A 12,464-nucleotide genomic window follows, 5' to 3' on the forward strand; every position below is an offset into this window, starting at 1 on the left:
TCAGCTGAGGCTGAAGAAGAACCGAGCCCCTTGGCCGACCTCGGACTCGGCCCAGATCTCGCCGCCATGTCGGTGAACAATGCGGCGGACCGAAGCCAGACCGACGCCGGTGCCCTGGAACTCGCTGGCGCTGTGCAGGCGCTGGAACACGCCGAACAGCCGATCGGCGAATCGCATGTCGAAGCCGGCGCCGTTGTCTGATACGACGAATACCGCCGCACCGGCACGCTGCACCGATTCAAAGCTGATCCGCGCATGCGCGCACTTGGCGCTGTACTTCCAGGCATTGCCGAGCAGGTTTTCCAGCACCATGCGCAGCAGCACCGGGTCACCATGGACGACCAGATGCGGCTGGATGCTGACGTCCACCACGCGCTCGGGTGCGGCGCGGCGCAAATCCTCGATCACATAGCTGGCCAGCTGCGAGAGATTGACCGGTTGGCGCGCCAGCGGCTGCGCTGACAGCTGGGTCAGCGAGAGCAGCGCATCGATCATGCTGTTCATCCGCGCCGAGGCGCCGAGTACACGGTCGAGGTGGTCGTTGCCGATGCGATCGAGCAGGCGGCCGTAGTCTTCCTTGAGGATGCGAGTGAAGCCTTCGACCACGCGCAGCGGCGCGCGCAAATCGTGCGAGACGGTGTAGCTGAACGATTCCTGATCGGCCCGTGCGACCTCGGCGGCCTCGGCGGCCAGGGCCGCCGGCACCGTCTCCAGCGTCGCCTGCGGCCACAGGCTGAGCAGCTTCAGGCTCTGCCCGTCCACAGACCCCGGCGTGGCCAGGCTGCTCATGCACAGCCACCAGGCACCGCAGGGCAGGCCCTGCTGGGCCTCGGGCGCCGCAGCGGCCTCGCGAATCTCGTGCGGCAGGCCATCCAGGCAGGCCCGCCAGGGTTGGCCGCGCAACTGCTCAATCGGTCGGCCTTGCAGCTGGGCCGCCGCTTCATTCAGGTCCAGCAGGCGGCTGCCGTGCTCGGCCGAGTCGGCCAGCAACCAGGCCGGCCCGGGCAAGGCCGGCAGCCACTGCTGGGCCGGCGCATGCGGGTGGTTGCTGGCCACCTCACGCACCGGCCGGGCCGTGCCGAGATAGCCGCAAAAGCGGCCTTGAGCATCCAGGCAGGGTTGGGCGCGCAGCAGCCAGCGGCCCGAGAACTGCGCGGCAGCGCCCTGCTCCAAGGCCCCTTCGACCTGCACGTCGAGCAGCGCCACCTGTTCATTCAAACGCTGGCGCAGCGAGGCCTCGCCACCATCGACCAGCACAAAGCGCTCCCACAAGGCCTGGGTGGCCGCCGCGCCGACCCAGCTCGACGCCAAGGCCGCCTGCGGTGCCTGCCAACGCACCAGATGGTGGTGGGCATCGGTCTGCCATTGCCAGTCGGACTGCAGCTGGGCCAGCACATGGCTGTGCTGGCGCGCCTCGCGCAGTGACTCACGCAGCGATTCGCCGAGGCGCTGACGCGTCAAACGCACGCCCATCTGCCAGCCCAGCGCCAGTGCCAGCAAGGCAAAGCCGGCGCCCGCCAGCAGGGCCAAGGCCAGCGACAGGCCACCGAGCGCGCCATCACGCTGCCACAGCAGCATCACCGCCAGGGCGCAGCCCAAGGCCAGCGCCAACAGCACCAGCATGCCCCACCAAGAGCTGCGCGGCAGGCGTGGGCTGGCGTCGGTGAGGCTGTTCATGACAGGCATTGTATGTAGGGCAACGCCGATCAAGACCCGGCCGCGCTGCGCGGGAACTTATTCAGCAGCGCCGTCGCTGAAGCGTGCGAAATTCACTGGCCAGGCCAGCCTTGCTGCATGCGCGCTCAAGTTCGCTGGCGGTTGGCCGACCAAGCAGGAACGACCGAGGCCGACCATGGCCTCGGTGCCAGCAAAAAAGACAATGATGAACAAGAACAAGCCAGAGGCCCTGCGGCCAAGACCTGCGCGCTGGCAAGCAGGCCACCACGAGGGTATCCGATGAACAAGGCCGAAGGCCTGGCGCCTGAGATCGAGGCCGGCGCCTTGCCGCCGGGCAGCAGTACCGACCTGCAGGCGCTGATTGACCAGCTGCCGCATGGCGTGCTGCTGATGGACAGCCATAGCGGCCGGCTGCTGCTGCTCAACCGCGAGGCCGAGCGCCTGTTGGTGCAGCGCCGCGCCCAGCTGATCGGCCGCAACGCGGCGGACGCGCTGGAGCCGGGCCTGGCTGCCCTGTGCACATCGGCCCGTTGGCGAGCGCTGGAGCATGGCCGGCGCAGCGCACGTGAAGACCTGCGTCTGCCCTCGCCCTTCGGCCCGCGCTGGCTGCATGTGCAGCGCAGTCTGCTGCCCTGGTCGGGGCTGCGTCGCCCGCTGGGCCTGCTGAGCCTGCAGGATGCCAATGGCCGGCGCCAGCTGGAGCGGGCGCTGCAGGAAAGCGATACGCGCTTTCGGGAGGTGACCGAATCGGTGCGCGAATGCCTGTTCGTCACCACCCCGCAGTGGGACCGCCTGCACTTCAGCTCGCCGCTGCTCTTGGACACGCTGGGCCTGAGCCCGATGGACCTGCGCCATGGTCCGCAGCTGTTCGAAGAGCGCATCGTGGCCGAGGACCGCCCGCTTTACGCCCGCCGGCTGCAAATGCAGGCCCAGGGCCAGGGCAGCGATATGGTCCTGCGCATCCAGCACCCGAGCAAGGGGCAGCGTTGGGTCAGGCTGCGCACCCGGCTGCAGCCGCACAAGCTGGGCAGCTCGCTGGTCTACGGCATCCTCGCCGATGTCACCGAGGAACAGGAAGGCCAGCGCGAGCTGCAGCGCGCCCGCGACGAGGCCGAGGCCGCCAGCCGGGCCAAGAGCGAGTTCATGGCCACGATGAGCCATGAGATCCGCACGCCGATGAATGGCGTGCTGGGCATGACCCAGCTGCTGCTGGACAGCAGCCTGAACGAGCAGCAGCTGCACTGGGCCCAGTCGGCCTATGGCTGTGCCGAGGCCATGCTGCACCTGATCGACGATGTGCTGGACTTCGCCGATGCCGGCGCCGCGCAGAGCCCGCGGCCGGCCCAGTGCTTCGAGCCGGTGCGCCTGGCCGAGGAATGCCTGCAAGCCCTGTACAGCCGGGCGGCGGCCAAGGGCCTGCGCCTGCATCTGCAGCTCTCGCCCAGCCTGCCGGCCCAGCTCTGCGCCGATGCCACCGGCCTGCGCCGCGCGCTGGCCAAGCTGCTGGACAACGCGATCAAGTTCACCGAACGCGGCGAGGTCAGCCTGGCGCTCAGCTGTGACGAGGCCGATCACCTGGTCTGCACCGTGCGCGATACCGGCATCGGCATTGCCGCGGCCGAGTTGCCGCGCCTGTTCAGCGCCTTCACCCAGGCCAATGGCTCGCTGTCGCGCCGCTACGGCGGGGCCGGCCTGGGTCTGGCCATCGCCCAGCAGCTGGTGCGGCTGATGGGCGGCACGCTCCAAGCGCGGTCCGTCCCCCAGCAGGGCTCCGAATTCACCCTCAGGGTGCCGCTGGCACGCCTCGATGCGCCAACCCCATCGCAACGCCAGCCGGGCGAAAAGCCGCCAAATCTTGTCCGCCGGGTGCTTGTGGTGGAGGACAATCAGGTCAACCAAGAGGTCATACAGCAGATGCTGATGCAACAGGGTTGTCAGGTCAGGGTCGCCGCAGACGGCCCGGCCGGCTTGCAGGCCCTGTGCGAGGAAGGATTTGACCTGGTGATGATGGACATTCACATGCCCGGCATGGATGGGATGGAAGTGCTACGCCGCTTCCGGCAGCGCCAGCAGCAAGGCTATCGCTTTGTCTGCCCGCCCCAGACCCCTGTCGTGGCCGTGACGGCCAACGCACTGGAGGGCGACGAGCACAAGCTGCGTCAGCACGGTTTTGATGACTACTTGGCCAAACCGATACGCCAACGCCAGCTGCTCGAGATGCTCCAGCGTCATACGCCTTCGCCTGCCACGCCGCCTGCCGACGTGAGCGTGGCTGTTGCCGACCCTCTGCTCGATGGAGACGCCATGCCGTCGCAATCCAGCCCCACCCCTGCCAGCTGCCTGGATGAGCAGGCGCTGAACCGCCTGCGCGAGCTCGATCCCGGCGGTCAGAACCAATTGCTGCAGCGCGTCATCGGCGCCTTCATCAAATCGCTGGACAAGCTGCTGCCCGATCTGGCCCAGGCCCGTGCCGCCGGCATGGATCTGGGCGGCATCCGCCATGTGGCGCACACCTTGAAATCCTCCTCGGCCAGCCTGGGCGCGATGCAGCTGTCGCAGCTCTGTGCGGAGATCGAGACGCTGGCCCGCAAAGGCCAGACCGAAGGCTTGGACAAGTTGCTCGATGCCATGCATGATGAGGTCGAGCATGTGCAACAGGCCTTGAATGCGCTTTTGACTGGACCGCAATGAGCACCGTGGGGACCCACCTGGACAACGATCTGCCCGAGCAGCCGCGCGTGCTGCTGGTGGACGATGACGAGGTCAACCTGCTGCTGACCGCGATTGCGCTGCGCGAACGCGGTTTTGACATCACCGAGGCCAGCGGCGGCGAAGAAGCGCTGCGCGTGATCGGCGAATGGTCGCCCGACATCATCGTGCTTGATGCGATGATGCCCGAGCTCGACGGTTTCGAAACTTGCACCCGGCTGCGCGAACTGCCTGGCTTTGAATCGACCCCGGTGCTGATGCTGACCGGCCTGGACGACGAGGCCTCGATCAACCGCGCCTACCAGGTCGGCGCCACCGACTTCTTCGTCAAATCCACCCAATGGAGCCTGCTGGCGGGGCGGCTGCGCTACCTGCTGCGCAGCTCGCGCACCCGCATCGAGCTGGAGCGCAGCAAGGCCCGCCTGGCCCGCGCGCAAGACCTGGCCCGCATGGGCAGCTTCGAATGGCACCGCGGCCTGGGCGGCTTTGTGCTGGCCGCCGAGGCGCTGCGCGTCTTCGGCCATGGCCCGACCGAGCCGCTGGACTTCATCGGCGTGATGCGCATGGTGCCGCACGAAGAGCGCCAGCTGTTCATGCGGCTGCTGCGTGATGTGATGGCGCACAACTCGGTGCTGGTCACCGATCTGCCGGTCACCCTGCTCGATGGCCGCCAGCGCGTGCTGCACATCGAGGCCGAGCCCGAGTTCAATGAGCACGGCAATGCCAGCGGCTACACCGGCGTGATCCAGGACGTGACCGACCGCCGCATGGCCGAGGACAAGATCCGCCAGCTGGCCAATTTCGACGCGCTGACCGGCCTGCCCAACCGCCGCCAGCTGATCTGGCGCGCCGAGCGCGCGATCGAGCAAGCCCGCCGCATGGGCCATGAGGTCGGCCTGCTGCTGATCGATCTGGACCGTTTCAAGGTCATCAACGACACCCTCGGCCATGCCGCCGGCGACGAGCTGCTGATGGAAGTCGGGCGCCGGCTGCGTGCCTGCGTGCGCCACTCCGATCAGGTGATGGAAGGCATGCTTGAATCGGTCGGCTCGCGCTCGCACCGGATGCTGGAAGCCGTGGGCCGGCTCGGTGGCGACGAGTTCGTAGCCCTGCTGCCCGAGGTCACCGACGAGCGCGATGCCGAGCGCGTTGCCGAGCGGGTGCTGGAAGCGCTGCGCGAACCGATCTTCATCGCCGGCCAGGAATGTTTCGTCACCGCCAGCGTCGGCATCGCGATCTACCCGCGCGACGGCCTGTCGACCGCCGATCTGCTACGCAATTCCGACGTCGCGATGTACGCCGTCAAGAGCCAGGGCCGCAATGCATCGGCGCTGTACACGCCGCAGCTGGCCGGTCGCGGCCGCGAGAAGCTGGAGCTGGAAAGCGCGCTGCACAAGGCCATTGAGCGCGACGAGATCGTGCTGCACTACCAGCCCAAGATCGATGTGCGGGCGGCGCGCATGGTCGGCGCCGAAGCGCTGATGCGCTGGCAGCGCGGCGACAAGCTGGTACCGCCAGGCGACTTCATCCCGCTGGCCGAGGAAACCGGGCTGATCGTGCCACTGTCCGAATGGGCGCTGCGCGAGGCGGCCCGCCAGGCCAAGGTCTGGCAGCTGAACTTCGGCTTCTCCGATTCCATCGCCGTCAATCTGCCCAACCGCCTGTTCGAGCGTTCCGATCTGGTCGAGCACATCCACCAATGCGTCAGCGCCTATGGCGTGCCGCACCGGGCGATCCAGCTGGAAATCACCGAGACCGGGCTGATGAAGGACTTGCAGAACGTCATCCCGGCGCTGCACCGGCTCAACGAAGTGGGCGTCGAGATCTCGATCGACGACTTCGGCACCGGCTATTCCTCGCTGGCCTATCTGACCACGCTGCCGATCTCGGAAGTGAAGATCGATCGCAGCTTTGTTCGCGATCTGGGCATCACGCCACAGAGCTCGGCCGTCGTCACCGCCATCATCGCGCTGGCCCGCTCGCTGGGCCTGCGCGTGATTGCCGAAGGCGTTGAGACGCTGCGCCAGATGGAGGTGCTGCACCGCCTCGGTTGCAGCGTGATGCAAGGTTTTCTGTTCAGCAAGCCGCTGGCGCCGGATGATCTGGAACGCTGGCTGGCACAGACCGTGCTGCCGCGCAAGGCGCCCTGGATCGCCCAGGCCAGCGCCGAGAGCGCCGCCACCGAATTGCTGCGTCCGCAGGGCGGTCAACGCTAGCGTTTGGCGCGCCGCAGTACCGCCACCCGAATCCCCCGAGAGACCGCCACCATGGACGAGCGACGCCCGCCCTCCGCGCCCCGTAGCGGCGCCGCCCTGCCCCCGGCCCAGCTGGCCAAGGCCGCCTTTCTGCGCCTGGCCACAGCCAAGCTGGAGCCAACGCCGGAAAACTATGCCCGCGCCTACGCCGCCGAGGCCGGCCAGGAGGCCGCCAGCAGCGAGGGCTGGCCCGAGCGCGCCCAGCCGGTGCTGGCCAAGCTGCTCAGCCTGGGCGTCAGCGAAATGCAGGCGCGTCATGACATCAGCAGCGCGCTGCGCGAAGGCCGCTGGGACGACACACTGCGCATTCTTGAGCGCATCCAGGACAGCAGCGGCCCGGCGGTGATGGCCGACACCATGGCCGGCATCACCGAGCGCCTGATCCGTGGCCTGGAGCGCGGCGGCCGGCAATGGACGGTGGCACGCAAGAAAGACGGGCTGCAGCGGGTGCTGGAGTCCAACCGCAGTGATCCGCAGCGACTGCTGTCACGGCTGCGTCAGCTGGTCAACAGCTGGGATTCCGATGTCGCCGATGCCAGCGTCGAGACCGACGAGGAAGCCGGCGGCACACCGAGCCAGTTCTTCAGCGAAGAGGAAATGCTGGCGCCGGCCACATCGGTCGAGCGCGACGGCCCGGGCAGCTGGCCCGAGGTCAGTGCCAGCCTGCATCAAACGGTGCAGCACGCACTGCCCGCGCTGGACGAGCGCGCCAATGCGCTGAAGCTGGAGCTCGAAGCGGCACTGCTGAGCCTGCGCGAGCAAGGCGCTAACGCCAATCGTGCGCAGAATATGGAACAGCTCTGCGTGCGCGCCAGACGGATGCTGGAACACCGCCACCACCTGTTCGGCCAGTTGGGCTCGCTGTGCAAGGACTTGAGCGCCAGCCTCGTTGAACTGGCCGAGGACGACTCCTGGGCGCGTGGCCAGTGCGAGGTGATGGTTGAGACGCTGGAGCAAGGCGTCAGCTCACGCGGCGTGCGCATGGTCAATGAGATGCTCAGCGGCACCCGTGAGCGCCAGCGCGGCCTGCGCGAGGAACGCTCCAGGGCCCGCGACTCGCTGAAGCTGCTGATCCATCGCATGCTCGAAGAACTCGCCGAGCTGGGCCAGCACACCGACCGCTTCCAGAACAATGTCGGCCGCTATGCCGAGGTGATCGAGCGGGCCGACACGCTGGAGAGCCTGGCCGGCGTGGTGCGCGAGATGGTCGAGGAAAGCCGCACCGTGCAATCGCTGGTGCATCAGACCCAATCGCGCATCAACGACGAGCACGAACGCGCCAGCACGCTGTCCAAACGGGTCGATGAGCTGGAAGACGAGCTGCGCAAGTTGTCCAGCGAGGTGCAGACCGATCAGCTGACCAAGATCGCCAACCGCCGCGGCCTGGAAGCGGCCTTCAATACCGAGCAGGCCAAGCTGGAGCGAGAAGGCTCGGTGCTGGCGCTGGCGCTGCTGGATGTCGACAACTTCAAGAAGCTCAACGACACCCTGGGCCATGCGGCCGGCGATGTCGCGCTGAGTTCGCTGGCCGCGCGGGTGACGCAGATGCTGCGCCCCGGCGATCTGGTGGCCCGCTACGGCGGCGAGGAGTTCGTGCTGATGCTGCCGCGCACGCCGCTGGACGAAGCCCAGCAGGTGCTGACCCGGCTGCAGCGCTCGCTGTCAGCCGCGCTGTTCATGCACGAGGGCAAGGATGTCTTCGTCACCTTCTCGGCCGGCATCACGCTGTACCGCCTGGGTGAGAAGCTCGAAGAGGCCCTGGACCGGGCCGATGAGGGCTTGTATGAAGCCAAGCGCACCGGCAAGAACAGGGCCTGCATCGTCGAGTGAGCCGGGGCCTGAGTTTCAGCCCCTCTGCGGCACTGGGACTCAGCTGCGATCGCCCTGGAAGACAAAGAAGGCCTTGCCCGAGCTCTCACGCAGGGCCAACGTGAAGCCGATCGGCTTGCCCTGGCTGTCCAGCGTCGCGTAGCCAACACCGCTGGCGGCGCCCTGGAAGCCGCAAGCCGGCCCGCTCAGGATGCCCACCACCGAGAACAGGTTCTTGCCCGTGCTCGACGCGCTGATGCGGCTGTTGCTGAAGCCGCAGGCGCTGCTGTCGCTGAGCAGGGCGCGATCGCGATTGGCGCCGGACAGGCTCAACACCGCCATCGCATGGCCGCTTTGCTTGCTGACGTAGCGGCCATAGACGCTCTCCAGCGTGGGCGCCTGCTCGTAGCCCTTGTCATAGCTGAGCGTGAGCTTGCGCGGCTCGCTCGAGTCCAGGCCCTTGCCGACCTGGAATTGCAGACTTTGCTGGCTGCTGCCCTGGCCCTGGCTGACGGTGGCCATCGCCACGCTTTGGTAGAAGCCGCCGGCCACATGGCGGTAGTAGCCCATGCCGGTGCTGCTGGCATTGCCCGGCTTGAGGGCATCGCTGTTCAGATTGCTCATGAACAGCGCCTCGATGGCCGCGCCATTGCCGTTGTTCAGCACCGCGTAGGCGTAGCCGTCGGCGTCGGCCAGCAGCGTCGTCTTCAGGCTGTCCAGGCCCGAGGCCGCCGTGCCCTGCCACAGGCCTTCGGGATTCACGGCGGTCGGGGGCGGCGGAGTGACGGAGTCGCCCGAGCCACCGCCACCGCAGGCGGTCAAGAGGCAGAGGGTCAGCGGGGCGAGCAGCGCGGTGATGCGGTTCATAAAGGTCTCCAAGATTTGTAGCTGGCGTGACGGGCGCTGTGGCCAGCGGAGCAAGTCCGCGTTCATCAACTGAAGCCTGAATCTTAGAAACCGGGCGGGTTTTGGTCTGTTGGCGCTGTGTGCTGGCTCTTTGACAGTCTGTGACAGAGGCGGCGGCGGCGCCGTCAGAAGCCAAAGGCCAGCCTGAGGCCACCCCAGTGCCGGCCGCGCACGATGATGGGCGCCGAAGCCTCCTTGAGCAGCACAAACTTGCCGCCGCCCATGTCGCGGCGGTAGGTCTGCAGCAGGAAGGGACGCTGATTGCGTGCCGAGGCCAGGCCGGTGCGATCGTTGAAGATGCGCCGGTAGCGGCTGTTGGCGGTGTTCCAGACCAGATCGCCGGCCCGCTGCGGCTGACAATATTTGCGGTTGTGGGTGGCAACATAGCCGTTGCGATCGACGGCGATGCAGTAGACCACCTTCTCGCTCAGGCTCAGCATGCGCTCCTGTACCGCCGGGAACAAGCGATCAGCCAATTCAACAAAGGCCGAGAGGTGTTGCGCCGGCGCGGTGCCAGGGATGGGCCGGTACTGCTCATCGAAGAGCTGGCTTTCCTTGATCTGCCCCTGGGCCAGCGCCTGCTCCAGCAGGCCGGCAATCTCGCTGGCCGCCGCCTGGGCGGCTTCGATATAGCGCGAGTCTTCAACCTTGACACCCGACGAGGCGATCTGCTCGATCAACTCCTCGGACAGGCGCAGAAAGCGATCGCTGCAGGCAAAGGCGGTGTCCAGATTGCGCATGGTCTGGCCGACCTCCTGCTGCAGCCCGGCGGCGCGGCCGGCCAGCTGCTCGGTGGTCTGCAGGCTCTGGCGCGCGGCCTGCGCGATCCGCTCCACGTCACCGGCCACCGCCGCGAAGGCGCTGTGAATGGCGCTCTGGCCCTTGGCGCTGCCGGCAGCGCCGCCGGCATTGAGTTCGTTGCTGAACACCGCAATGCGCGCATCCAGTGCCGCCACCGTGCTCATGATGGCCTTAGATGAACTCTCCACCTTGCCGGCCAGATCCTTGACCGCATCGGCGACCACGCCAAAGCCGCGCCCGGCTTCGCCAGCCCGCTTGGCTTCAACCGAGGCGTTGAAGGCCACCAGCCGCGTCTGCAGCGCGATGGCGGTGATGTCTGAGGCGGCGTCGGACACCTGCTTCAGCGTCTGCACCATGGCGGTGACCTCCGCCCCCATGCCTTGCAAGGCCGCACGGGCCCGCTCGACGGCTGTGAGGGACTGGCTGGTGCCCTGGGCAATGCCCTGCTGGGCGCCTTGCACCTGTTGCAGCTCGCTGACCAGCGCGCCCATGGCCTGGCCCTGCTGTTGCACGGTTTTCTGGGTGTCTTCGAGTACGCCGCGCACCTCGGCGGCGTCGCGTCCCAGGTGTGAGACCGACTGCGACAGCTTCAGCACGAGGCTGCCCGCATCGGCAGCCTCCGATCGATGAGCGCCTGTCGCGGCGCTGCCCTGCCCCCATCCGGCCATAGTGGCTCTCCCTGATGATGGTGCGGCTTATCGATTGCGCCGCCGCCTGGCGCCACACCTTGCTGGCCTTTCTACCAGTCGCGCAGCTTGACGCGCAAGCGTGCAATGGCCTGGCTGTGCAGCTGGCAGACGCGCGATTCGGTCACCTTCAGCACGGCGGCGATTTCCTTGAGGTTCATGTCGTGCTCGTAGTACATGCTCATCACGTACTGCTCGCGCTCGGGCAGGTTCTTGATCGCGGCGACCAGGGCCTGGCGCATCCGGTGATCCTGCAGCAGGGCCATCGGGTTGCGGCTGTCGTCGGCGACATGGCGGTCCAGGTAGTCCTCGTCGCCATCGTCGCCGGACATGTCTTCCAGATGCACCAGCTGGGTGCCGCGCACCTTGCCCAGCAGCTCCTGGTACTCGGCCAGCGTGATGCCCATCTCGACGGCAATCTCGGACTCATGCGGCGCCCGGCCCAGCTTTTGCTCCAGCTTGTGCACCGCGCTCTCGATGGTGCGCTGCTGGCGGCGTGTGCCGCGGCTCATCCAGTCGCCGCCGCGCAGCTCATCCAGCATGGCGCCGCGGATGCGCTGGGTGGCGAAGGTCTCGAACTGCACGCCCTGGCCGATGTCGAATCGGCTCAGTGCATCGGTCAGCCCGATCAGACCGACCTGAATCAGATCGTCGATCTCCACATTCGCCGGCAGTTTGGCGATCATCTGGTGTGCCAGTCGTCGCACCAGCGGGCTGTATTGCCTGATCAGCGCGGAATTGTCGAGGCGGCCTTTGGCGGTATACATCATCAGCTCCTGCGGCGTATCAATTGGTGGCCAGGGCCACACGGGCACGTCCGGTCGGCACCAGCGGACGCAATGGGCTTGCGTTGACGCTGGCCTCCAGCGCCACGCCCGGAGGCGCGGCCATCAGCAGTTCGCGCGCCAGATGGCGCATCTCGGCAGTCAGCGGCGCGGTGGCGGGCTGCTTGGGGTCCATGCAAGCCCAGTCGCGCAGCACGGCGCCGAGGAAGCCATCGGCGCAGCTGCTGATCTGCTGAGCAATCCGCTCGGCCAGGCGCAGCTGCGGCGGGCAGGCCAGCAACATGCTGTAGACCATCAGGCCGGCGCGCTGGCTCAGCCACTTCATGCCGGCATAGGCGTGGGTGACGCTTTGCGTGTCGGTATCGGCCAGCAGCACCGGCCGTACCTCGCGCGAGGCCAGCACGCGCGACAGCTCGGCCGCGCTGGCGTGCAGCAGCACGACATCGGCGAAAGGCGCCGCATCGGTGATCGCTTCGAGGAACTGGGCGGCCGAGCCGTTGGCGTTGATATAGCGCAGCGGCAGGCCACGCGCGGCCAGGTAGGACACCTTGGGCGACAGGCCCTCGACACAGCTGGCCAGATCCACCGCGGCCAGCTCCGACGGCGCCGGCGACAGCTCGCCGGCGTCGACGACCAGCGTGTGCAGACCGAGCTCGCTGAAGGCCGCGCACAGGCCTTCCAGCAGCACGCCAGCGCCCATCACATGCGGGTTGCTGAGCACGGGGATGAAGCGGACACGCGAGCCGGCAAACAGGCGGCGCAGGCCGTCAGCCTGGTCTTGCGGCATCGCGGGAGAGTAAGGGTCGCGCATAGGGTTCTCTTGGCTTTCGCTCGGG

The 12,464-nt window shown here is 67.5% G+C and carries 8 protein-coding genes; 3 read left to right on the forward strand and 5 right to left on the reverse strand.

Translation table 11 applies throughout. The features are described 5' to 3' along the window. Positions 1–1,677 carry a sensor histidine kinase gene (locus RQP53_RS08585; RefSeq protein WP_315649808.1) on the reverse strand — a complete coding sequence of 559 codons (1,677 nt, stop codon included), beginning with the start codon at positions 1,675–1,677 and terminating at the stop codon, positions 1–3. 279 nt (positions 1,678–1,956) lie between these two features. On the opposite strand from RQP53_RS08585, the gene RQP53_RS08590 reads away from it, so the two are divergent. The 3 genes from RQP53_RS08590 to RQP53_RS08600 are packed head-to-tail and all read left to right on the forward strand — an operon-like array spanning position 1,957 to position 8,471. Continuing rightward, positions 1,957–4,368, forward strand: a complete 2,412-nt coding sequence (locus RQP53_RS08590; protein ID WP_315649809.1) for a hybrid sensor histidine kinase/response regulator — start codon at positions 1,957–1,959, stop codon at positions 4,366–4,368. Then, positions 4,365–6,602, forward strand: a complete 2,238-nt coding sequence (locus RQP53_RS08595; protein ID WP_315649810.1) for a putative bifunctional diguanylate cyclase/phosphodiesterase — start codon at positions 4,365–4,367, stop codon at positions 6,600–6,602. Before RQP53_RS08590 ends, RQP53_RS08595 begins: the two co-directional genes overlap by 4 nt. 51 nt (positions 6,603–6,653) lie before the next feature. Then, positions 6,654–8,471, forward strand: coding sequence for a GGDEF domain-containing protein (locus RQP53_RS08600; protein WP_315649811.1), 1,818 nt, complete (start codon positions 6,654–6,656; stop codon positions 8,469–8,471). A 39-nt stretch (positions 8,472–8,510) separates the two neighbouring features. On the opposite strand, the gene RQP53_RS08605 is transcribed toward RQP53_RS08600, so the two are convergent. The 4 genes from RQP53_RS08605 to RQP53_RS08620 all read right to left on the reverse strand — a co-directional run bounded on the left by RQP53_RS08605 (position 8,511) and on the right by RQP53_RS08620 (position 12,439). Beyond that, entirely contained in the window at positions 8,511–9,317 is an 807-nt protein-coding gene (locus RQP53_RS08605) for a hypothetical protein (RefSeq protein WP_315649813.1), read from the reverse strand. Positions 9,318–9,481: 164 nt separating this feature from the next. Further along, the gene (locus RQP53_RS08610) at positions 9,482–10,825 is read right to left on the reverse strand and encodes a methyl-accepting chemotaxis protein (protein ID WP_315649814.1); all 1,344 of its coding nucleotides are present in this window, start codon (positions 10,823–10,825) and stop codon (positions 9,482–9,484) included. Positions 10,826–10,896: 71 nt separating this feature from the next. Next, entirely contained in the window at positions 10,897–11,610 is a 714-nt protein-coding gene (locus RQP53_RS08615) for an RNA polymerase sigma factor FliA (RefSeq protein WP_315649815.1), read from the reverse strand. A gap of 19 nt (positions 11,611–11,629) precedes the next feature. Continuing rightward, positions 11,630–12,439, reverse strand: coding sequence for a MinD/ParA family ATP-binding protein (locus tag RQP53_RS08620; RefSeq protein WP_315649816.1), 810 nt, complete (start codon positions 12,437–12,439; stop codon positions 11,630–11,632). Between the last annotated feature and the right edge of the window lie 25 nt (positions 12,440–12,464).

The organism is Roseateles aquae, assembly GCF_032337115.1.
In the GTDB taxonomy this organism is placed as follows: Bacteria; Pseudomonadota; Gammaproteobacteria; order Burkholderiales; family Burkholderiaceae_C; genus Roseateles_C; species Roseateles_C aquae.